Source organism: Pricia antarctica, assembly GCF_900101815.1.
Classification (GTDB): Bacteria; Bacteroidota; Bacteroidia; order Flavobacteriales; family Flavobacteriaceae; genus Pricia; species Pricia antarctica.
In genome coordinates this window covers 223,797-247,348 of the sequence record NZ_FNAO01000002.1, presented here as the reverse complement: position 1 = coordinate 247,348, position 23,552 = coordinate 223,797, and the positions used below count along the sequence as shown (strand labels likewise).

Genomic DNA, 23,552 nt, shown 5'->3' with positions numbered 1-23,552 from the left:
GTTCACAATACCCTAACTTTTTATTGACTTTTTTTTCACATTTTCCTATTTCCTTATATATTTATGGTACAAATGATAGTTACTTTATGGATAAAGGTGCAACGACGAAATTGATAGAACGGTTGAAAAATGAGGAAGAAAAGGCGTTCATTGAACTGGTTGACCTATACGACCGCAGGATGTTCGGTTATGCGCTGACACTAACGAACGACCATACCTTTGCGCAAGATATCCTTCAAAACGTATTTTTACGCATATGGGAAAAGCGTAAAAAACTGCACATTGCTACCTCTCTACAGAATTTTTTGTTCAAATCCGTTTACAACGAGTTTATCAACCAGTATAATAAAAACCGCTCGACCATGGTCTTGGAACAGAAATATTTCGAGGCCTTGGACAAGGTGCTGCAATCACATAGCGAAACCTCTTGGGAAAAAGCCATGGTCAGGGTTAACCATGAAATCGAAGACTTGCCGCCAAAATGTCGGGAAGTATTATTGCTTAGCAGAAAAGAGGGGCTTACCAATGTAGAGATTTCGGAGTATTTGAAGGTTTCGATCAAGACCGTAGAGGCGCATCTGACCAAATCTTTCAGGGTGCTACGAAAGAGACTGGGCGAGGAGTATGGAACGTTTATGTTTGTTTTGTTCGGAAGTAAGCGGTTACGGAGTTAGTTTTAAGCGAATCGAAATTACTAACGGATAAAGGAACAGCCCACATTAGACTCAACGGAAGGGCGGCCTTCACCAAGGGCCAAGTAAAACATAAATCACCGGGTTGTAACAAAATATATCTTTAGATTTATAAATAAATTATTAACTGCTGGTTGCATTTCCATACTTGGCATAATATTTCGCCTGATGATTGCTATGAATTTCGCGTTGCAAAAGATAACAAGAATTGTTTGCAACTATGTTGCAAAATGGTAAAGTAAGATAGCCAAAATGTTGCGACGTACATTTAACCTACAATCAACTCATTTGCATCATCAAGCACAGAATTATCGAAGCTTTTCAGATAGATTTCAGTAGTCTTCAACGAATGGTGTCCTAAACCCTCGCTAATTATTTCCGTGGATATGCCCATATTCTTGGCGATGGTAGCCCAAGAATGACGAATATAGTAAGATGTGATTTTTTCGTCAATTCCGGCATCTTCTGCAATACGTTTAAGCAGCTTATTGACCAATCTTCTATCCGACCTATATTTCGTGAAAGTTTCTACTGAACCGTCATAACCGATGGGGAAAATAAAATCATTCTCATCTTTACCATCAATGTAATAATCTAGAATAACGGCCAATTCGTCCGTAATGCGAATTGAAAGAGGGTCGCCAGTCTTACTACGACCATAAAAAATCCTGCTACCATTAATACTCTTAACTTTTAACTTAGCAAGGTCAATTAGATTCATTCCCCTACAATTAAACATACTTAGCAGATAGTTTTTGGTATGCCAAAGATTAGTATTTTCATTATATCGCAAATTTCTGATAGCGACAATCTTTTCCTTGGACAATGCTTTTTTCTTTGTTCTCGCCGTAGATGGAATTTTATAGTGTAGAAAAGGATTTTTTATCGGTAAAAATCTATCCTCTTTTAAAGCACTATTATAAATTGCTCGGATAGCCCTGACGTATGAACTTATTCCATTTTTAGAATTGCCTCTAGACACATGCTCCATTTCGAAATCCTTTAGAAAAGAAACCGAAATCTGATGAAGCTTTACCGATTTATCGTCATTAAATTGTGTAAAAGCCGCTATTGAATCTTTATACCATTTGGCTGTTGCTGGTTTATTCGACTTCAACTTCCGGTCGATTAGAACCTGTCCCCATTCAGCAAGGGTAATTTCGTTGGAAAGGTCTTTTTTGACCTTTGAATCCAGTTTATCGTCCCAAGACTTCTTGATGTTCTCAACTAACGTGTCAGCCGATATAGAACTCAAAGTATCTCCAAGTTTGTTAATGATAGACTTAGCAGAGTGTAGCTTTTCATAAATTGCAGAGTTGACTTTATCACAATCAACATCTTTGTTTGCGAAAGCTGATTTTTTAAGCATCATATTTTTAGCATCCCATCCAACTTTTGAAGTACTATAAGAAAGACGAATCATTCTCGGCTTCTTATGAAACACTCTAACTGCGATTGGAAACAATCTCTCATTAACACTTTTTGACTTTTTTCTTGTGTCTAAAATTAATCTTGCTCGTGCCATTTTTAACTATATTTATAACATAAATGTAGCTAAAATTACGCACACTTTACGCACACTTTTTTTTGGTATCAAACGGTATCAATTGAATTCAAATTCTATTAAATTACACGTTATCAATTGATTGTATTCGTTGCTGTTTTTAGATAGCTTAGAATTTTTCGCCTTCTAAGCAGGCGGTCCTAGGTTCGAATCCTAGTGCCATCACTTGAAAGTCAAGACTTTAAAGATTTATTTCTTTAAGGTCTTTTTTATTTCCACGTAGATGACACGTATTTATGTTTGAAGTTTACCCTATGTAACAATCAATTCAAGATAGTTCGTTTTTTCGTTTCATTCAGATATAAGGATTGGAACTTGAATTTGATAATTTACTTAACTTTGTAAATCTGGATGGACTAGGAAATTTCACAGGCGCAACTATTTGGCGCCTTGCTATGCTGAATTCTTTAGGCGATAATCATAGAAACTTAAAATTGCTAACCCTTAATCACTAAGTAACTATATTTGCTCTTTCTTTAATTCCCTACCTTATTCAATAGTCTTAATTCAATAGTCTTACGTAATTAGGGCAAAAATTTTAGTGATTGCATAGTACTCGAATGTAATTTTTTACATACAATAACAAAAAACAACGATGATTTGCTGAAGAAGAATCACATCACCCGTTAAATTCAAAGATTTATGAAAGAATATGCTAAAAAATCGATAAAAACGGCCACCTATTTGCTTTGGGCCCTAGGCCTGGTATTTCTTGTAGGATGTGGAGGAGAGCAAAAAAACGATGCTACGCAAGAAACCGCCCTGGATCTAAGTCCCGATAATGCGGGCCTGACCCTTCCCGACGGCTTCGGGGCATTGAAGGTCGCCGATTCTTTGGGCAAGCCGCGACATATTGCGGTTACCGCCCAAGGCGGTATCTATGTCAAACTGGAAAATGCCGTTGATGGAAAAGGCATCCTGTATTTGGAGGATGATGATGGCAATGGGACCGCGGAGGTAAAACAAGGCTTTGGCGATTATGGCGGTACCGGTATTCTCCTTGACAAAAGCGGCTTGTACGCCTCCTCCAATAGCGAAGTGTTTCGGTATAAGGTCGATGCCGATGGAAAAGTGGTCGATCCCGCCTCGGTGGATACACTGATTACCGGTCTGATAGACCGAAGGCAGCATAATTCAAAATCGATTGCACTGGACAATAGCGGCAATATCTACGTCAATATCGGTGCCTATTCCAACTCCTGTCAAAAAGAGGACCGTGCGCTCGGATCGATGGGCATGAAACCCTGCCCGATTTTAGATTCCGCCGGGGGCATCTGGCAGTTTAGAACGGATGCGATAAAGCAGTCCTACGGAGAGGGAAAACGATTTGCAACTGGATTACGGAATGTGGTTGGGCTCGACTGGAACGAGCGAGACAATCATTTGTTCGTGATGCAGCACGGACGCGATCAGTTACATACGCTCTTCCCCGATATTTATGATATCGAGACTTCGGCGAATCTTCCGGCGGAAACCATGTACCGCCTTGAAGAAGGGAGCGATGCGGGTTGGCCCTATATCTATTACGACCAGAACCAGAATAAAAAAATAATGGCGCCCGAATATGGCGGCGATGGCAAAAAATTGGGTGCGGAGGATATCCAAGATCCTATAGTAGCCTTTCCAGGCCATTTGGCGCCCAATGCCCTGTTGTTCTATACGGGCGACATGTTTCCCGAAAAATACAGGAACGGTGCGTTCATCGCGTTTCACGGAAGTTGGAACCGGGCCCCCGAAGAACAGGAAGGCTATAACGTCGCTTTCGTACCCTTCGAGAATGGCAGGCCGAGTGGCGATTACGAGATATTCGCGGACGGGTTCGCCGGAACCGATTCCATAATGTCCCCTGATGAAGCACAGCACCGACCTACCGGTTTAGCCCAAGGCCCCGATGGATCGCTGTATGTTTCGGATGACCAAGGCGGGACGCTGTTCAGAATCGTTTATACCGATGAGGCCGAACAATGATCTTAGCACGGAATTTTAGGACGGCCCAAATCGCTCCCTTGTTCATTTTCCTAATTGGATCGATCTACGGCTGTGGCGAGAAGAAAAAAGAAAATGACACCCACACGAAACCTGCTTCAGAGCAAGAGAGCGAGGTGCCGTCACCGGTCGAAAGTGCCGACGTTCCGGAATATATGGCCGAAGGGCAAAAGGTCTACGCCCAATATTGCCTTTCCTGCCATCAGGTCAATGGTACTGGAGTATCCAGGCTCAACCCCCCATTGAAGGACACGGATTATGTGTTAGGCGACAAAAACAGGTTGTTGGGTATTCTTGTCAATGGGTCAAACGTAGGCCTGGAGATCCGAGGTGAAACCTATTCCAATGCCATGCCTTCCTTTAAGCAACTAGACGATACTGAACTGGCCCATGTAGCTTCTTATATCCGGAACAGTTTTGGCAATTCCGCGACTCCCGTAACAATTGGGGAGGTTTCTACTTTCCGAACAAAGAGCGAAAACCAGAAATAAGGTTACCGCGCTTTATCGCCGTTCAAAGGGGGTCTTGCACCAGGGAATGTCGTCGAGCATCGCCATATTATTTCAAGCATTTCGGTAGTATCGGTATTCCCTCATTGTGCCACCGGCCTTACAAATCGGCAGGGTGAGTATTCGACAGCGCATTACTACTTCCCTTCAACACTCAATATCTATAGGTATCCTAGTTATACGATGAGCCGAGAAACGGTAGGCCCAATGCTTTTTGTTCCCCCATAAGACAAAAGTAGGTGATTTCCGAAGCCAAAGCGATATACGCTAAAGTGCTAACTTTAAACTATTTTTGAGACTGATAAAATCACACAGCCATGAGAATCAACAGTACCATATTGCTGATTTTGATATTCTTATTTGCGGACTGTAAAGAAGGCCCTCAGGAAAAAAGTAAAAACAATCCCCCCAATATCGTGTTCCTGTTCGCCGACGATCAGACCTACGAAACTATCACGGCCTTGGGTTTTGACGAAGTCCATACCCCAAATTTAGATCGATTGGTGAATACGGGCACTTCCTTTACCCACGCATATAATATGGGCGGTTGGAACGGTGCCATCTGCGTAGCTTCAAGGGCGATGATCATTTCGGGGTCCTATATCTGGAATGCCCAGAAAAAAACCGCATTATGGGCAAAGGGGGATTCCACGGCATTAAATCAGACCTGGCCCAGATTGCTAGAAAAAAATGGCTACGATACTTACATGACCGGCAAATGGCATGTGCTGGCACCGGCTGAAGAGGTTTTTTCACAGGCAGAGCATATAAGACCAGGAATGCCCGGTGATAGAAGGGATGAACTGGATGCGGCGCAAAAGAAATGGAAGTCAGCATCGGGAGACATGAAGGATTGGAACGACTATATGCCTCTGGGCTACGGTAGGCCAACAGGTCCGGACGATATCGAATGGTCCCCTACCGACACCTTACAAGGTGGCTTTTGGGAAGGTGGAAAACACTGGAGCGAGGTGGTGCGAGACGATGCCCTGGCATTTATCGAAACCGCAAAGAAAAAGGACAACCCGTTCTTCATGTATCTGGCCTTTAACGCCACCCATGACCCAAGACAGGCGCCACAACGGTTTTTGGACATGTACCCGTTGGATAGTATCAAGGTTCCGGAAAACTTCTTACCCGAATATCCATGGAAAGATGATATCGGCGATTCCCCGGGTCTTAGGGACGAAGCCTTAGCCCCTTTTCCCCGGACCGAATATGCGGTCAAGGTACACCGTCGGGAATATTATGCGCTTTTAAGCCATATGGACGAGCAAATCGGTACGATATTGGATTCTTTGGAAGCAACAGGTAAAATGGACAACACCTATATCTTTTTCGCCGCGGACCATGGTCTATCGGTCGGTCACCACGGACTGATCGGCAAACAGAGCCTGTTCGATCACAGCATCCGCATACCCTTGATGGTCGTGGGGCCCGGCATCCCAAAAGGAAAACGATTGGACCAGGATGTATATTTACAGGACATCATGGCGACCAGCCTTGAGCTGGCAGATGTTGACAAACCCGATTACGTGCAGTTCCATAGTTTTATGGATATAATCGAGGGAGAACTGCAAGAGAGCCATTACCCGGCTATATATGGTGCCTATATCGATTTTCAACGCATGATCAGAAAGGAGGGGTTCAAGCTTTTGGTCTATCCGAAAATAAAAAAGGTGCTGTTGTTCGACATGAGAAACGACCCCAACGAAATGACCGATCTGGCCGACGATCCGCAATACAAGGAAAGGGTTCGATCACTTTTCGATGACCTTATGGAGCTTCAAAAAACACAGGACGATCCATTGGATTTGAGGGATACATATAACGAAACCCTTAACAAAGCCTAGATAGAATATCACATACAGGGATATAGCAATTATAGTGGTGCGACCACTATGGTTCGCGATTCCGTTTGGGATACCGTTAATAACCCGCAAATCGTTTATGTAGGTGGCCAAATCGCTAAGGAAGTGGCTTTGACGCTCAACAAAAAAAGAGCAATAAGAGTTGAGTTAGTTTTTGAGTCAGTTTTGATTTAGTTTTGTCTTGAATGGTCGGTCGATGACGACCGACCATTCAATTTCTAAGAAAAATTGGCACCTCCTAATCAATGCCATAGCCCTCGATGAATGCATACGTACATCCCAAAAAAAATCGATGAAAACTAGTCCTCTTCAATATTTTTCGTTCGCTAGGTTTGCAGAATACATTCTTGTTTTTGTTTTAGTCAGCTCTATACTTTCATGCGAAAAAAAAGAAAAAGAAGTATTAGTCTTTAGCAAAACCGAGGGTTTTAGGCATGGCTCCATAGAAGCCGGCATCGCGGCCTTCGAAAAACTGGGCGCGAAAAACAAGTTCAAGGTAACCGCTACCGAAGATACGAACTATTTTGTCGAGGATTCTTTGGAAAACTATTCCGCCATCGTTTTCCTGAATACGACGCAAGATATCTTGAACGATGTACAACAGGCCGACTTCGAACGTTACATCCAAGCTGGAGGAGGCTTTGTGGGTGTTCATGCAGCAACGGACACCGAGTACGATTGGCCTTGGTACAACAAATTGGTCGGTGCGGTGTTTGACGGCCATCCCAAGGTACAGGAAGCAAATCTTCAGGTCGTAAATACCGACCATCTTTCTTCGGTAGGTTTGGATTCGATTTGGACCAAAAGTGATGAATGGTACAACTTTAAAAATATAAATCCGGATATCAATGTGCTCATAAAAATCGACGAGAACAGCTATGAAGGTGGAACGAACGGCAAGGAACATCCGATTTCTTGGTACCATGAATATGATGGCGGTCGGTCTTTCTACACCGAAATGGGACATACCGACGAGACTTTTGAAAATCCGGATTTTATAGCGCATCTGCTGGGGGGAATTCAATATGCCATGGGCGATGGCAGATTGGATTACACTTTGGCAAAAACAGATCGCGTTCCCCCAGAAGACCGGTTCGTAAAAAAGGTGCTGGATTTCAACCTGAACGAACCGATGGAACTTGACGAACTACCGGGAGAGGGCATCTTGTTGATAGAACGCCGGGGTGCAGTAAAACTGTACGATTTCAAAACGGAAAAAACGGAAGTCCTGTCCCAACTCGACCTTTTCTACGGCAACGAAGACGGACTCTTGGGTATTGCCGTTGACCCGGACTACAAAGAAAACCATTGGATCTATCTCTTTTATTCCGCATCCGGTGAGGAATCGAAACAGCATATTTCACGCTTCGATCTGGTCGATAAAAAATTGAATCTCGATTCGGAGAAAATCCTATTGACGATACCTACCGAACGCCATTGCTGCCATAGCGGAGGGGCTTTGGAATTCGGTCCCGACGGCAACCTTTTTATTACCGTAGGCGATAATACGAATCCTTTCGAGTCATCGGGTTTTGCACCGATTGACGAGCGTGAGGGCAGAAGAGCGTATGATGCCCAGCGGTCGGCGGCAAACACGAACGACCTACGGGGCAAGATCTTGCGGATAAAGCCCGAGGCCGATGGCACCTACTCCATTCCCACAGGCAATCTTTTCCCCGCCGGCATCCCCAATGCACGACCGGAAATTTATGTAATGGGCAATCGTAACCCTTTCCGGCATTCCATAGACAGTGAGACCGGTTATTTGTACTGGGGAGATATCGGTCCCGACGCGGGCAAGTCGAATCCCGAACGCGGACCGAGCGGCATGGGCGAGTACGATCAGGCACGAAAAGCGGGATTCTGGGGCTGGCCCTACACGCGGGGTTTCAACGAACCTTATAACGATTTTGATTTTGCTGCCGATTCTTCAGGGTCAAAATTCGACCCACAAAGCCTGATCAACGATTCACCGAACAATACCGGACTGAAAAACCTGCCGCCAGCGCAACCTTCGATGATACCTATGACCTACTATCGCTCCGAAGAGTTTCCTTGGATGGGAGATGGGGGAATCAATCCCATGGCCGGGCCCGTTTTTCACGCTTCGGACCATCCCAACGCCAAAAATCCCTTTCCCGGGTATTTTGAAGGAAAACTGTTCCTATACGAGTGGATGCGTGATTGGATCTATGTGATTACGTTGAACGATAACCAAGATTATATAAAAGCGGATGCCTTTATGCCCGACACCGAATTTTCGCATCCCATGGATATGGTCTTTGGTTCCGATGGGAATTTGTATGTATTGGAATATGGACAAAAATGGAATTCCCAAAACTTGGATGCCCGCCTGAGCAGTATTTCCTATTTGCCAGGCAATAGAAAACCTTTGGCCCATATAACGAACGACAAAACGGTAGGTGCCGCACCATTGACCGTAAAATTCTCCGGCGACCAGTCCTTAGATTATGACAACGATACGCTGACGTACCAATGGTTCTTTACAGATGGTACAGTGCAATCCTCCGAAATAAACCCGGAATTTGTTTTTGAAAAGGACGGAGTTTATGATGTGCGTCTAAAGGTTACCGATTCTGAAGGAAATACAGCAACTGCCAATACGAAAATAATGGTCGGCAACGACCCGCCCACCCTGAACATACAAGTAGCTAAAAACGACTCGATCTATTGGGACAGGAAAAAAATCGATTATAAAATTATAGTCAGCGATAAACAGGACGGCGCAACAACGAATGGCACCATAGACCCCAAGAATGTAAAAGTGACCTTCGACTACATTCCCGAAGGAAGGGATATTATAAAGGCGACCTTAGGGCACCAAAGGAATATAATTCCCGAAGGGAAAAAAGCCATCGATGCCTCCGATTGCAAGGCGTGCCATGCCAGTAACGAAAAGGTTAACGGCCCAAGTTATCTAGAGATCGCAAAAAAATATGGGAAAGACGATACCGGCTATTTGGTCTCGAAGATTATCAAAGGTGGAAGTGGTGTCTGGGGTGAAGGCGCCATGTCGGCGCATCCCCAACTCAAGGTCGAGGAGGTCACACGGATAGTGGATTACATTCTGTCTCTCAAACCCGGAAAAATGGAAGCGGTGAAATCGCTACCCTTGGAAGGTACCTTGACCTTCGATAAGCATTTGGACTCAAAGAGCGAGGGAACTTATATTTTAATGGCTTCCTATCGGGACAAAGGCAATCCCGAACAGCCCGACTCCGAGCTTACGGCCAACGAACAATTTATATTTAACAGCCAAAAAATAGAGGCCGAAAATGCAAACGAGATCGGTGCTGGCATCAACACTTGGAGCACCAACTATTCGAGAGTGGTCGGCGCCATGGTGCACAATTCCTTTTTAAGGTTCGATAACCTGAAACTAAAAGGGCTGCAACATTTGAAATATGCCACATTCTATAACGGCGATTACCAGTTCGAAGGTACGTTGGAAATACGGCAAGGCGCACCTGACGGGCCGCTCATTGGCCAACAGCGTTTAAATTATAATGGGAAGGAGAAAACGATGTATTATGAAATTCCCGTAAAACCTACCATTGAAAAAGGCAGGCTTTACCTCGTTTTTAAAAATCCTAAGGATAAATTGCGCAATATGGGGCATGCCGATTGGATATCTTTTGATTATCTGCGGTAAGAGCATTCCATGTCTAAACATCGATTCATCCCTACAAAAATGAAACTAGTACTAACCTTATCCGTTGCACTGTTCATCGTGGCCTGTAAGACCCAAAACGAAGGCATCTTGCTTGAAAAATCCCCTAGCGATCTGCATTTCGATGCCCTGCCTACGGTCTGGGACGAAGGGATACCCTTAGGCAACGGCATGGTAGGTGCCTTGATCTGGCAGAAAGACGGCAAGCTGCGGATGTCATTGGATCGTGCCGACCTTTGGGACCTGCGCCCAATGGAAAACCTGAAGCTGGACGAGTATGATTACAACTGGGTCTATGAACAATGGAAAAAGGACGAATACAAAACGGTACAGGAGCGGTACGATATTCCCTATGACCGTCTACCCGCCCCCTCAAAAATCCCCGGGGCGGCGTTGGAGTTCGATATCGCTTCCTTGGGGGAAGTCGCTTCGGTACGCCTTTATCTCAACAATGCCATTTGCGAGGTAAAATGGAAGAACGGTGTACGGTTGCTCACCTTTGTCGATGCGAAAAATCCCGTGGGAAGGTTTCGTTTTGAAGGGCTGAAAGAGCCATTGAACTACCAATTGATTCCGCCTGCCTACAATAAAGCGAACGATGGCGGCGGCGATCCGGTTACCGGACAGGACCTACGAAGGTTGGAATATCCCATGGGCGAGGTGGTGCAAAATGAAAATGGCCGTTTGTACGAACAAGAAGGTTGGGGCGGTTTTAAATATCAGGTACAGGTCTCCAATACCTCCACCGACAATGGCATGGCGGGAGCCTGGAGCATAAGTTCCAGCTTTCCGGATTGGGACAAGAGTGCCACGACCAAGGAAATATTGGATAAGGAAAAAAATTCTGATTTCAACTCGGCTTTTACTGCCCATTCCACTTGGTGGGAAGCTTTCTGGGAAAAATCCAGCTTACAGGTGCCCGATTCCATACTGCAGAAACAATGGTACTTGGAGCAGTACAAATTTGGTTCGGCGGCCCGTGCCGATGCACCGCCCATTTCGTTACAATCCGTTTGGACGGCGGACAATGGAAAACTACCGCCATGGAAGGGTGATTTTCACCATGACCTGAATACCCAGCTCAGCTATTGGCCAGCCTATAGCGGTAACCATCTCGACCTTGAAATAGGGTTCCTCAACTGGCTATGGAAGAACAGGGAAACCTTTAAGAAATATACTAAGAGCTATTACAAAAATGAGGGCCTCAACGTGCCCGGGGTCACCACCATGACCGGCGAACCCATGGGCGGGTGGATCCAATATGCCATGGGGCCGACGGTAGGGGCATGGCTGGGACAGCATTTTTATCTGCACTGGCGATACAGTATGGACCGTGATTTTTTAGTCGAGAAAGCATATCCCTGGATTTCCGATGTGGCTAAACACCTTGAAAGCATCATGGGAAAGGATAAAAATGGCAGATACAAACTACCCATAAGTGCCAGTCCTGAATTCCATGACAATAGCAGGGAAGCTTGGTTCGGGAACACAACCAATTTTGACCTCGCCCTGATCCGTTGGACTTTTGGCACCGCGGCCGAGCTTGCCACCGAACTGGAAAAGAGTGCAGAGGCAAGACACTGGTCCAATAGACTGGAGCAATGGCCAGACCTGGCCGTGGATGAAAAGATGGGATTGATGATTTCCCCTGACGAAGCAGTGACCGAGTCGCACCGTCACCATTCGCATCAATTGGGGTACCACCCTTTGGGATTGGTGGATTATTCCAACGGTAAGGAAGATCGGAAAATAATTGACAATACGCTAGCCAGATTAGACAGTCTTGGTTCTTCCCAGTGGGTCGGCTATTCGTTCAGTTGGCTAGGAAATATGAAGGCCCGTGCGATGGACGGTGAAGGTGCGGCCGAGGCCCTGAAAATATTTGCGACCAGCTTTTGCCTTCCCAACAGTTTTCATGTGAACGGCGACCAGTCTGGCAAGGGGTATTCCGAGTTCACCTACCGCCCATTTACGCTGGAAGGTAATTTTGCCTTTGCCTCTGGCCTACAGGAGATGCTTATCCAAAGTCATACGGGTACCGTACTCCTTTTTCCCGCCGTTCCAAAAGATTGGGGAGACGTTAGTTTCAATCAACTACGTACGGAAGGTGCTTTTCTGGTTTCCGCAAAAATGGAAAAAGGTCGTGTAATACATGTGGGCATTGTTTCGGAAAAAGGAGAATTGTTAAAATTGAGGAATCCCTTTAAGAAGAATGCGTTTTCCTCTTCCAAAAAATATCAGAAGGATGGGGATCTGCTATTGTTCGAAACCACACCGGGAGAAACGATAACCTTGAAAACCGATCGATCTTGAAGCTTGAGGGCATCGCCAATTAATTAAAACGAAAGCGTATGAATAATCTAACTTTAAAAGTTACGATACTTTTTTTATTGGCAGCATTTACAGGGTGCCAAAAAAAAACCGATAAAACCCTTACTGCGGGCACTTTAAATATTGCTTTTAACGAAATTGGAGCCTTGGTATCCTTAAGCGATACAGACAATAACAGAGACTATCAATATACGGATAGCGATCCCAAATCCATCTTGGCAATACGGGTAAACGGAGATTTGGAATACCCAAAATCCTTTGAACTGAAACAAGAGGGAAAAATTCTGGAATTAAATTATCCTAAGAATGGCGTAGACGCCGAGATAAAAGTCGTGAGAAAAGAAAAATATACCACTTTTGAACTTAGTGCGATTACCAAAAAAGAGGCTATCGAATTGGTGTTATGGGGGCCCTTTGAAACCAAGATCAAAGAAACTATCGGTGAAACTGTCGGGGTAGTTCGTAATACGGATTTCGCTATCGGAATACAGGCCTTGAACAAGAGAACCATTGGCGGATATCCCACCAATGAAGACGACTCGACCCCCTCTTACAATATTTTTGGCACCACGAGTTTGGTTGATGTATCCGATTCATTGAATATCCTATACAGAGGCCATACGGCCTTACCCAAAGAGTATGGCAGTTCTTTACAGGCCTACACCAGAAACCGCAACAACGACCGCGATGTTGCTTCCATGAACCATACGCATTATAGTGCACCTGCCTTTAAGGATGAAGGTATAGTGGGCTCAAAAATTGCCTTGTTCGGTTGCGGACCCGAGGAGGTGCTGAACACATTGGAAGCCATAGAATTGGGAGAGGGACTGCCCCACCCCACCCTAAACGGTGAATGGAGCAAACGGTCGACAACCGCTACTTCTGCCTATCTGATCCAGGATTTTGGTACGTCGTCAATCGATGATGCCATTGTACTGACAAAAAAAGCGGGCTTAAAGTATCTATACCATTCAGGACCTTTTGAAAACTGGGGACATTTCGATTTACAAAAGAAGTCTTTCCCTAAAAACTGGGAAAGCATGAAAGAGTGTGTCGACAAAGCAACGGAAGCAGGGCTCAAACTAGGCGTACACACTTTATCGAACTTTATTACCACAAACGACCCCTATGTGACACCCGTTCCCGATGATAGGTTGGCCAAGGTAGGATCTAGTGTTCTTGTCAATACCATTACTGCGGGCGATAAAAATATCGAAATCCAAGATCCCACCTATTTTAACCAAATGGAGAACAATAGTCTCCACGCGGTAGTCATCGATACTGAAATCATTCGTTACGAAAGTGTTTCGGAAACGGCCCCTTGGATGTTGAATAATTGTCAGCGAGGGGCGTTCGGAACAGTGGTCGGTCCACATCGTAAAGGAGGCGCAATCTCAAAATTGGCCGATCACGCGTATCAGACCTTCCTGACCAACGAGAGCCTGGGTATTGAGATGGCGAATCGGATCGCAGATCTGTTCAACGAAACCGGTTTAAAACAAATCTCCTTTGATGGGCTCGAAGGAAATTATTCGACCGGAATGGGCGCCTATGGTGAACTCCTTTTTGTGGATGCCTGGTACAACAAATTGCAACCCGAGATCAAGAACGATTATATTATGGATGCCAGTAGACCTGGACATTATTTCTGGCATATGTTCACCCGTATGAATTGGGGCGAACCCTGGTATGCCGGTTTTAGGGAAAGTCAGACCTCCTTAAGACTTTTGAACCAAGATTATTTTCGCAGGAATTTCATTCCTTGCATGCTAGGGTGGTTCAGCATGCGCGACAATACTAGTTTGGAGGATATTGAATGGATGCTGGCCAGAAGCGCGGCCTTTGATGCCGGCTACGCCTTGGTTACCTCGGTGGATCTGGTCGGTAAAAATGGCTTTGGAGACGAAATATTGGAAAAAATCAAACAATGGGAAAGGGCAAGAATGGGAGGCGCCTTTACCAAAGACCAAAAGAAACGAATGGAAAATATCGAGGATGAGTTCTCTTTGGAAAAATTAACCGAAAACAGCTGGAATTTGGTTCCTTACGCCATAAGTCGATTTGAGCATAATTTTAAGATACGGCAACCTGGGGAGCCTATTGGCTCGGTTTTTCAATTTACAAATGAATATGGCGCCCAACCCTTACAATTTATTATTACAACGAAAAACGTTTCCGCATCGGACATCACCATCGAGCTGGACAATTTTAAGAAAATCGAATTGAACACGACCGTTTCAGTGGATGAGTATCTAAAATATACCGGCGGAAATGAGATGGTACTTTATAACAAAACTTGGAACAAAATAAAAAGTATACCTCTAGATTCGAATCTTTTGGAACTAGGTAATGGAAATCATAAAATCAAGGTAGATTGTTCTTTTTCTACCAAAAAAGAGGGAGCTGGTCTTAAACTGGAGGTAAAAACAACCGGAAATCCAGAGCTAGTGGAAATTCAAGAATGACGTGAAAAGGGACAGGTCAGGACAAAAAATACCTTGGACATTTTACGCTGAAAAGGTAGTTTTTCAATAATTAGGATTTTCTAGTCCCTTAGAAAATTCAGGGTTTTGACGTACAGATGGATAGTCTTTTATTCACAATTCCGAGGTGGTCGGAAACGCAACGTATGTATTAAACTAAAAATCAATCCATAAACAAATTGGGCAATACCAACGAAAACCAGGGGAACAGGGTGACCAAAACCAATACGGTCAAACTGACTAACAAAAATGGGAGCCCTGCCCTACTGACCGCCCCTATCGATATCTTTCCGATACTGGATGCCACAAAAAGACAGACCCCGACCGGTGGTGTTGTCAGGCCGATAATCAGGTTCAATACCGCAATAATGGCAAAATGGATGGGATCGACATCTACCGCCAAGGCCACCTTCAGTAAAATCGGGAACAGGATTAATAATGCGGCAATAGTCTCCATAAAAGTGCCCACAACGATCAATAAAAGATTGATCAACAGTAGCACTACATATTTGTTGGTGGTAAACCCCAGAATTTCGCTGGAAATCGTTTGTGGGATCTGCTCCGTAATGAGAACGAATCCGAAAAGATTGGCAAAACCTACCAAGACCATTAGTGATGCCGAGGTCTTCATGCTATCCAGAAAAATGACTTGGATGTTTTTGAAATTCAGTCGCCCGTAAACAAATTTCCCAATAACAAGGGCGTAGGCCACGGCAATGATCGAGGCTTCCGTTGGGGTAAAAATTCCGCCGATGATACCGTAAAGAATTATAAAGGTCATTAAAAGCGACCAAAAGGTATCGACAAAACTGCGCATCACCTGACCGAAACTACTGCGTTCGTGCTTCGGATAGTTTTTTCGCCTGGAAATAAAATAGGCGGTTAACAACAGGCCGAGGCCTAATAGCAATCCCGGTAATGCTCCCGCCAAAAACAACTTTCCTACCGAGAGGCCACTCAAGGTCGCCGCAATGATCAAGGGTACGCTTGGGGGAATAATAGGGCCGACGGTGGAAGAGGCCGCGGTGACCGCACAAGAAAATGCGGTATCGTAGCCTTCCTTTTTCATGGCGGGAATCAGAATCGACCCCATGCTGGCCGTGTCGGAAATCGCCGTTCCCGAGATACCGGCAAAAAGCATCGAGGCCCCGATATTCACCAAAGAAAGTCCGCCCCGGATATGGCCCAACAGATGGTTACAGAATTTTATGATCTTTTCCGTCAGTCCGCCCTGGTTCATCAAATTACCGGCCAGGATGAATCCGGGAACGCTCAAAAGGACGAACACATCGATACCCGAATACATTTTCATGGGCACGACGATCAGGGGGATTCCCTTGGCCAACAAGTAACTGAAACAGGCCAGTCCCATCGCAAAGGCTATGGGAAAGCGCAACACCAGGCACACCACAAAGACAATGACCAAAATCCATATCATGGTTTCGAGCTTTTAAAGGTTTTCCTGATTTTTATCCATAGATAGTAACAGATAGAGGCCGACATAACGAACATGCTAAAGAAAGCTACGCCCATGTTAAAACCCATACTCGGCGATTTTTCGGGGATACCTAATAGGACTAACTTAATAGAAAATAGGGCCATGATGGCAAAAAGCAGAAAGTTTATCAACGGAATGCCCTTGTTCAAAAAACGCTGCCATTTAAGGGGAAGGCGATTGAAAAACATGTCCAAGTGTACGAAATAAGCACTCTTCATGGCCAGGCCCGCAGCGAAGGACATGGCATAGATAAAAAAGAGGCGCGATGCCTCCTCGGTCCATGACGGGGTCTGTAAGGGCGAAAATCGGAAAAAAATCTGAAGGAGCACGGTCGTTATCAAGCCCCAGGTACTTAACAAGGTACCCACTTTAAGTATACGCCCGATGGTTTTACGAAGCATCCTGTTTTTCTTGTTTGAGTTGTCTATATATCTTCTGCATTTCGGGGGACAGGCTTTCGTAGATTGCATTGCTACACTTTTCTTCAAAAGCTTTCTTGTCCACCTTTATGAATTTCATACCCTTAGTCTTTAATTCCTCCTGAACACTTTTCTCGTTCTCCAAAAAAAGCCGGTGTTCATAGTCTTGCATGTCCTTTCCCGCCAGCAAAAAGATTTCCTGAAGGTCGGACGGTAAGCGCTGAAATTGTTTTTCGCCCACTACCGGATAGACCCAGCTTATGACGTGACCGGTCAGGTTTACATATTTTTGGACCTCCGCAAAACCGGCATTGTTGATCATCGCAAACGGATTTTCCTGTGCTTGGATGGTGCCCTGCTGCAGCGAGGTGAAGACCTCTGAAAATGCCATTGGCGTCGGTTTGGCCCCCAAGGCGCTCCATGCCGTAACAAATGAGGGGACGTTGGGAACGCGGATAATCAATCCTTTTAAATCATCGGGATGGCGGATAGGTCGATTTGAAGTCAAGTGTCGCGCGCCGCGTTCAAAATGTCCCAAGGCTCGCAACCCTGATTTCTCGATCATTTCCTCTTCCATCAGTTTTCCGATCGGGCCGTTGATATAGCGGTTCATGTCCGTCGAATCTTGCATCAAAAAAGGCAGTTCGCAGAAGGTGGCGACCTCGAACCAGTTGGTCAGGGTCGAACCCGTGGTGGTCATATCGATAACATCGGCCTGTATCAAACGGATAGCTTCGATCTCCTTCGCCAATTGTTCCGATGGGTAGATCTCTACTTTTATCCGACCGTCGGAACGCTCTTCCAAAATTTCGCCGAAATAGGCGAAGGCTTTGAACCAAGTATGGTCTTCGTTGACCAAAAGGGCCGTACGGAATAGGAATTCAGGCTCCTTTTTATCGGAGGTACAACCGGTAAACCATAAAAAAGAGAAGCAAAATACAATGTGCCCGAAAATAGAACCGCCTAATTTTAATTTCCTGTCCATTAAACTCATTTTCTATCCCAACGATCGTTTTGATCTCGATGGCAACATTACGGGTTACGAGCCGGTCTCAAAAGTGGTAAGGGTTTGCCGCGCTCGAAGGTGCATCTAAGGTAATTAATCCTTGACCCACTCCAAGCTATTCTTTAAAATCGTTTGATACGCCTTTAGATTATGCGCTCTTTCATCATGCCCCAAAGTATTCCCCACAATTTTCGCCTTGGGATGTTTTACGATCCAGACCGCAGGAAATTCTTCGCCGGATGCCAGCCCAGTAGGCGAAATTTTCTGCTTTCGTATCAAAGCTACCGATCATCACTACACTGTCCGATTTCCTATTTTCAGCATCCTTCAAAGCCATAACCTCTTATTTCTTAAATCTTTGGATGGTTTGAAAAACAGCCTTTGTACAATTTTGGATCAACCTAGGGGCATCGGTAATGGCGTGCTCCAACTCCATCGGCTGATCGACAATAGAAAACACGGCGGTCACCCCGTTTTCGTAAATGCCCCCGATAGCATCACCGATTTTTCCTGTAATGACAATTACCGGCACATTATGCCTTTTTGCCATTTTTGCGATTCCCGCAATGGTTTTTCCATATAAGGTCTGTTGGTCGATTTTTCCTTCCCCCGTAATAACTACATCCGCTTTTTTAAGGTATTCATCCATGTTCAGGGTATCTAATACCAGACCTATCCCCTCCGTTAATTTTCCTCCCATAAAAGCCATCAAAGCAGCGCCTGTACCCCCTGCGGCACCGGATCCCGGAACTGTGTCTATAGCGATGTTCAAATCTTTTTTTAAAATAGCGGCATAGTGGGTCAGATTCTTGTCCAACAATTGCAAAGTTTCATGACTGCCCCCTTTTTGGCCGCCATATACAAAGGATGCCCCCGTTTCACCTGTCAAAGGGTTCGATACATCGCAGGCCACCAAAACCTCACAATCGGCCAACCGCTTATCCAGATCCGATATATCGATTCGCTCCAGTTCGCCCAAGCTACCGCCACCTTGCTTTAAAATTTCTCCTTTTGCGTTCAAAAATCGAGCGCCCAAGGCACTTATCATTCCGGTTCCGGCATCGTTCGTCGCACTGCCGCCGATTCCGATAATCAGTTTCGTACAGCCCTTATCCAAGGCATCCTTGATCAATTGGCCCGTACCGAAGGTTGAGGTCGACAAGGGATCTTTCTCCTTCTCGGCCAAAAGATCCAGCCCCGATGCCTTTGCCAATTCGATTACCGCCGTTTTTTGGTCGTCTAAAATTCCGTATTGGGCTTCTATATCACGCAACAAGGGGTCTTTGACCTTGACCGAAACGAACCTTCCCTGTGAACCGTTCACCAAGGCTTCCAACATCCCTTCGCCTCCATCGGATATGGGAATTTGCACGATTTCAGCTTCGGGCATAATTTCGGCAACACCCAAGGCCATGTTTAAGGCCACTTCTTTTGCCGACAGGCATTCCTTGAATGAATCTGGGGCGATTACCACGTTCATGTTCCGTTGTTTTTCTTCAGCCTGCGAAACCGGAAGGCTTCCTTTTGGGAAAAGCCGGATCCCATTGAGGGTAAACATGGATAGGATAAGCGCTTCCCCTTTCTCATGGTCCGTGGACTTTGAAAATCCCTTATTTAACTGAAAATGAGTATTCCGTGACGGTATTATAGGTATCGCCGGGCTTGAGTTCGATCGACGAGAAATCAGGATGGTTCGGAGCATCTGGAAAATGCTGCGTCTCTAGACAAAAAGCCGTTCGATTATCATCTTTTGCACCGGATTTCAGGGCGTTCTTCGAATCCATAAAATTACCGGTATAGAACTGTACGCCGGGTTCTTCGGTATAAACGTCCATTATGATTCCCGATTTGTCCCCGACAACCTTGGCGGCATGGTTCATACCGTTCTCCTTCTGGCCGCCCAATACGTAATTATGATCATAACCGCCCCCGAATTTCAATTGCTCATCGTCCATATCGATGCGTTCTCCGATGGTATGGGGACTCGTAAAATCGAACGGCGTTCCTTCGACGCTCTTCAATTCCCCACTGGGGATAAGGCCTTCGTCAACCGGAGTAAACTTGTCGGCATAGATTTGCAATTCATGATTGAGGATCGTACCGCTACCTTCCCCATTGAGATTGAAATAGGAGTGGTTCGTCAAATTGACCACCGTTGTTTTATCGGTGGTAGCCCCATATTCTATTTTTAGGGTATGGTCGTCGACCAGGGAATAGGTAACTTTTGCGTCCAGTTCCCCGGGAAAGCCCTCTTCGCCATCGGGGGAGGTATACTGCAGCTCCAAGGTATAGTCATTGGGCCGATCGGCTTCCCAGACCTTGTCTTGAAACCCATTTTCACCGCCGTGCAGGGCATTTGCGTTGTTGTTGGGTTTGATGGAATACGTTTTTCCCTCGACCTTAAATTTGCCTTTCGCAATTCGGTTGCCCACTCGGCCGATAGTCGCTCCAAAGTAAGATTCGGGACCGTCAACATAGGCCTTTGCACTTCCACGGCCGATGATAACGTCGGTCATCTTGCCATTTTTATCGGGTGCCCAAAGTCCCACGATCCGGGCGCCGTAGTTGGTCATGGCCATTTGCAGGTCCCCGTTTTTCAACCAATAAAGCTTTACGGGCTTCCCATCGATTTCGGTAGCGAAGTCGGACTCCTTTAGGCTGGTCTCGATTGTTTTTTCCATGGCAGAATCATCTTTTGTGTTCATCTCTTCCGTTTTTTTGTTTTCCTTGCAGGCTGTGAATGCCATCAACAAGGTTAAGCCAAACATTCCGTACCATTTACTTTTTTTCATTTTTGTCTTTATTGGGTTCTGAATTTAATTTTTTTAATCAGGTCCCCCTCATCTTGTCGATAAGGGGTTCCGTTTTTTCGGAAGACATCGTGAAACCGCTCTGCCGGTTGGCCACCATCTTTTACAGGCGTGTTCCAAGCGTATTTGGTATTGGATTTGCCAGCGAGCAGGCCTCAATTGATGGCCCCGATATTTTCCTTTTTCAAGATAGGAAGAATATTCGAGAATCAGCTATCGTTCGTGCGTGCCATATATTCGGTACAGACCATGGGGGGGCATTCGTTTTTAATAGGTCGATGATCAACTGTTGCTGTTCGGGCCTTCGTATATTTTATCCTTTGCACACAAAATACTTTAATTGTCCATTTTCGCCTTTTTTTATCCTCTTTTTCCGGTTCATTTTTTAAAGGGATGTCAGAACTGGGAATGCGTTATTTCAGCAAATCGATCATCCGGGTATATTTTATGATAAAGCTATTGTTCAACGGGCCGCCATCCTGTAAATTATGGTTATATACTACGAACAGGCCGGTATTGGCACGCTGCAGCCAGCCAAAACGGAAGTTGAACGCCCAAAGATGGTCCACCGTATTGTTCTGCACCAGTCCTTGTAGGTACATATTAGGCTTGAAGGAATAGGAAATCTGGCTGCGGAACACATTGGCGGAAAAACTGCCTCCCGGTAGGTCGAACCAGTTGTACAGATAGGTAAAAGCGGCATTAAACTTGTCGCCGGCCCTTAGGCGCAACGTACCGCTGTTGATGGAGCGGGTTCCCCCAAATGAGCCTCCGTTAACCGATCTTATATTCACGGAAATCGGTTTGCTCTGATTGGTAAAAAAAACGAAGGCACCCTCGGCATGGCGATAGGTGCCAGGGGACACGATGACCCCTTTGGAAATCTCAAAGGGTTCCAACACCCCTTCGGTCGTAACGTTTACGCCCGTGTGCATTTCCGTTCCGCTTTTGAACTCCCAATGGTTGTCGATATGTAGGAACCCGGTTTCCAGAAAACCGTCAAAATTCCAATAGCCTTGGTACGAGACATGGGGACGGTATTCCAAAATTTTGGCATCCTCCTTTTTGGGCCGCAAATGGTACATCAAAAAACCTTCGGGCTTTCTAAAGGCCGGCCGGAGCAAAAAGCCTACTTCGGGGTTAAAGCCCTCTCCTACCTCGGTATAGGCGGCTTTCATATCCCAGTTGTTCCATTTGTAATCGGACTGCAAAAGAAAAGCGTGTCCGTCGAGGGATTCCTTGGCATCGGCCGATCGCGCATAGAAACCCGAGAGCCTTGCCTTGCGGCCCAATCCCCATTTACCGTCGATAGCGATAGTTCGGTTAAAATCGTCATCGGTTTGGAGTCCCTTTTTGGAAACCCACATCGCCCCCAGGGCCGACCGCCCCTTAAATTCGTGGTTGACCCGCCCAACGCTAAAGTTGTTTTGTTGAATACCGGCTTCCGCGACCTCTTCGGTAAACATGGTCAGCAGCCCCACGTTGGTACGATTTAGCTTTCCTGACAATCGGGCGCCTCCTATTATCGGTACGACAGTACCGCCCTCGCCGATACCGATACGACGGCTAAAAAACAGGTCGACCTCCCCGGGGTTGCCCACGCTGAAAAGTCCTGCATTTTCAAGGAAAAACGGTCTTTTTTCGGGAAAAAAGAGATTGAACCGATCTAGGTTTACCTGCTGATCGTCGACCTCGACTTGTGCGAAATCGGTGTTGTAGGTTAGGTCCAAAGTCAGGCTCGGGGTAATGCTGTACTTGACATCGCCCCCGGCCTCGAACCTGAAATCGGATTTCGAATCGGCGGTCGTAAAATCTCTGGAAACTTGGCCGAGTACATAGGGGATGACCTTTAGGTTACCGGGACTGCGCAGGTCGAGTCCGGTCAAGGTACCTGCCAACGATAGCCGGTTGATGTTAAAACTGACCGGCAGGGGCGACCAATAAACAACTTCATTGGTCTTGCGGATATTTCTACGAAAATTAACGCCCCAATCCTTGCCCGGTTGAAAGCGCAACGTACGCAGGGGGATGGCAAATTCGGCGCTCCAACCATAGTCGCCTACCTCCGTCCGTACCTCCCAAGAACCGTCCCAGTTGAGGTTGAAACCTCCTATGGTACCAACCTGCTGACGGTTGACGTTGGTGTTGCCCTGGCCTTCGTTGTCGACCTGGGCATCATATTCGACGCCGATAGAGTTCGTCCCAAAAATAAAACCGTTCTGACTATCCTTATAGGTATCCAAAATAAACAGGAATGCGTCGGTATTGTCAAGATTGGCATCACGACGCGCATCGGAGACGACCAATTTATCGGGCCGCGAATCGTAACAGACCACAGCTACGTAGAAGGTTTCGCTCGTGTAGCCCACCCGGATTTCCGTCTTTTCGGATGCCGGTTTCCCAAAATTGGGCTGCGCCTGGGTCAGATCTCCAAATGCGGCTACCCCCTGCCAGATTGCATCGTTCAGCACGTCGCCATCGATAACGGGACTATCCTCTAGCACCGTAGCGGCCATTACGGGGCGTTTACTTAAGCCGGTACTGTCGACCGATTCTTGGGCATCGGCACCAAAGAAGGTTAGCGAAACCACAAGGCAAAAAATTAAAGTTCTGGGGAATGGCATAGTGTTTAGATAGGTTTTTATGATACTAAAAATAAGCTATTTTATTCGGTTGCCTTGAAAATGCATAA

15 protein-coding genes are annotated in these 23,552 nt (G+C 45.8%); 7 read left to right on the top strand and 8 right to left on the bottom strand.

Translation table 11 applies throughout. The features are described from left to right. Positions 1 to 86: 86 nt before the first annotated feature. Positions 87 to 674, top strand: coding sequence for an RNA polymerase sigma factor (locus BLT07_RS03890; protein WP_091865989.1), 588 nt, complete (start codon positions 87 to 89; stop codon positions 672 to 674). A gap of 286 nt (positions 675 to 960) precedes the next feature. Here BLT07_RS03890 and BLT07_RS03885 read toward each other — a convergent pair whose 3' ends face one another. Next, entirely contained in the window at positions 961 to 2,217 is a 1,257-nt protein-coding gene (locus tag BLT07_RS03885) for a tyrosine-type recombinase/integrase (RefSeq protein WP_091865988.1), read from the bottom strand. A gap of 681 nt (positions 2,218 to 2,898) precedes the next feature. Here BLT07_RS03885 and BLT07_RS03880 point away from each other — a divergent pair. The 6 genes from BLT07_RS03880 (at position 2,899) to BLT07_RS03855 (ending at position 15,109) form a co-directional block, all read left to right on the top strand. Next, on the top strand, positions 2,899 to 4,224 hold the full coding sequence (locus BLT07_RS03880; RefSeq protein WP_175455247.1) for a PQQ-dependent sugar dehydrogenase: 1,326 nt from the start codon (positions 2,899 to 2,901) through the stop codon (positions 4,222 to 4,224). A gap of 38 nt (positions 4,225 to 4,262) precedes the next feature. Beyond that, complete coding sequence (locus BLT07_RS03875; RefSeq protein WP_175455246.1) at positions 4,263 to 4,733, top strand: c-type cytochrome; 471 nt, start codon at positions 4,263 to 4,265, stop codon at positions 4,731 to 4,733. A 335-nt stretch (positions 4,734 to 5,068) separates the two neighbouring features. Beyond that, complete coding sequence (locus tag BLT07_RS03870) at positions 5,069 to 6,604, top strand: sulfatase family protein (protein WP_091865984.1); 1,536 nt, start codon at positions 5,069 to 5,071, stop codon at positions 6,602 to 6,604. 310 nt (positions 6,605 to 6,914) lie between these two features. Beyond that, complete coding sequence (locus BLT07_RS03865) at positions 6,915 to 10,295, top strand: ThuA domain-containing protein (RefSeq protein WP_217633287.1); 3,381 nt, start codon at positions 6,915 to 6,917, stop codon at positions 10,293 to 10,295. A gap of 39 nt (positions 10,296 to 10,334) precedes the next feature. Continuing rightward, the gene (locus BLT07_RS03860) at positions 10,335 to 12,626 is read left to right on the top strand and encodes a glycosyl hydrolase family 95 catalytic domain-containing protein (protein WP_091865979.1); all 2,292 of its coding nucleotides are present in this window, start codon (positions 10,335 to 10,337) and stop codon (positions 12,624 to 12,626) included. Between the two features lie 38 nt (positions 12,627 to 12,664). Continuing rightward, positions 12,665 to 15,109 (top strand): hypothetical protein, encoded by a 2,445-nt coding sequence (locus BLT07_RS03855; RefSeq protein ID WP_091865977.1) that lies wholly within the window; start codon positions 12,665 to 12,667, stop codon positions 15,107 to 15,109. A 181-nt stretch (positions 15,110 to 15,290) separates the two neighbouring features. On the opposite strand, the gene BLT07_RS03850 is transcribed toward BLT07_RS03855, so the two are convergent. The 7 genes from BLT07_RS03850 to BLT07_RS03820 all read right to left on the bottom strand — a co-directional run bounded on the left by BLT07_RS03850 (position 15,291) and on the right by BLT07_RS03820 (position 23,451). Then, entirely contained in the window at positions 15,291 to 16,565 is a 1,275-nt protein-coding gene (locus BLT07_RS03850) for a TRAP transporter large permease (protein WP_091865975.1), read from the bottom strand. After that, the gene (locus BLT07_RS03845) at positions 16,562 to 17,026 is read right to left on the bottom strand and encodes a TRAP transporter small permease (RefSeq protein WP_175455245.1); all 465 of its coding nucleotides are present in this window, start codon (positions 17,024 to 17,026) and stop codon (positions 16,562 to 16,564) included. The genes BLT07_RS03850 and BLT07_RS03845 overlap by 4 nt, the downstream gene beginning before the upstream one ends. After that, positions 17,016 to 18,029 (bottom strand): TRAP transporter substrate-binding protein, encoded by a 1,014-nt coding sequence (locus BLT07_RS03840; RefSeq protein WP_091865970.1) that lies wholly within the window; start codon positions 18,027 to 18,029, stop codon positions 17,016 to 17,018. The genes BLT07_RS03845 and BLT07_RS03840 overlap by 11 nt, the downstream gene beginning before the upstream one ends. A 114-nt stretch (positions 18,030 to 18,143) precedes the next feature. Further along, entirely contained in the window at positions 18,144 to 18,329 is a 186-nt protein-coding gene (locus BLT07_RS20685) for a hypothetical protein (RefSeq protein WP_139205099.1), read from the bottom strand. A gap of 64 nt (positions 18,330 to 18,393) precedes the next feature. After that, entirely contained in the window at positions 18,394 to 19,530 is a 1,137-nt protein-coding gene (locus BLT07_RS03835; RefSeq protein ID WP_091866478.1) for a glycerate kinase, read from the bottom strand. Positions 19,531 to 19,660: 130 nt separating this feature from the next. Continuing rightward, entirely contained in the window at positions 19,661 to 20,842 is a 1,182-nt protein-coding gene (locus BLT07_RS03830) for an aldose epimerase family protein (RefSeq protein WP_217633286.1), read from the bottom strand. Between the two features lie 431 nt (positions 20,843 to 21,273). Then, the gene (locus BLT07_RS03820) at positions 21,274 to 23,451 is read right to left on the bottom strand and encodes a carbohydrate binding family 9 domain-containing protein (RefSeq protein ID WP_245726440.1); all 2,178 of its coding nucleotides are present in this window, start codon (positions 23,449 to 23,451) and stop codon (positions 21,274 to 21,276) included. Between the last annotated feature and the right edge of the window lie 101 nt (positions 23,452 to 23,552).

What these genes read in the sequence shown, in the direction of transcription:
- BLT07_RS03865 (WP_217633287.1), top strand. Translation starts at nt 6,915, where the DNA reads ATGAAAACTAGTCCTCTTCAATATTTTTCGTTCGCTAGGTTTGCAGAA.
- BLT07_RS03855 (WP_091865977.1), top strand. Translation starts at nt 12,665, where the DNA reads ATGAATAATCTAACTTTAAAAGTTACGATACTTTTTTTATTGGCAGCA.
- BLT07_RS03845 (WP_175455245.1), bottom strand. Translation starts at nt 17,026, where the DNA reads ATGCTTCGTAAAACCATCGGGCGTATACTTAAAGTGGGTACCTTGTTA.
- BLT07_RS03880 (WP_175455247.1), top strand. Translation starts at nt 2,899, where the DNA reads ATGAAAGAATATGCTAAAAAATCGATAAAAACGGCCACCTATTTGCTT.
- BLT07_RS03840 (WP_091865970.1), bottom strand. Translation starts at nt 18,029, where the DNA reads ATGGACAGGAAATTAAAATTAGGCGGTTCTATTTTCGGGCACATTGTA.
- BLT07_RS03850 (WP_091865975.1), bottom strand. Translation starts at nt 16,565, where the DNA reads ATGATATGGATTTTGGTCATTGTCTTTGTGGTGTGCCTGGTGTTGCGC.
- BLT07_RS03830 (WP_217633286.1), bottom strand. Translation starts at nt 20,842, where the DNA reads ATGAAAAAAAGTAAATGGTACGGAATGTTTGGCTTAACCTTGTTGATG.
- BLT07_RS03860 (WP_091865979.1), top strand. Translation starts at nt 10,335, where the DNA reads ATGAAACTAGTACTAACCTTATCCGTTGCACTGTTCATCGTGGCCTGT.
- BLT07_RS03870 (WP_091865984.1), top strand. Translation starts at nt 5,069, where the DNA reads ATGAGAATCAACAGTACCATATTGCTGATTTTGATATTCTTATTTGCG.
- BLT07_RS03890 (WP_091865989.1), top strand. Translation starts at nt 87, where the DNA reads ATGGATAAAGGTGCAACGACGAAATTGATAGAACGGTTGAAAAATGAG.
- BLT07_RS03885 (WP_091865988.1), bottom strand. Translation starts at nt 2,217, where the DNA reads ATGGCACGAGCAAGATTAATTTTAGACACAAGAAAAAAGTCAAAAAGT.
- BLT07_RS03835 (WP_091866478.1), bottom strand. Translation starts at nt 19,530, where the DNA reads ATGAACGTGGTAATCGCCCCAGATTCATTCAAGGAATGCCTGTCGGCA.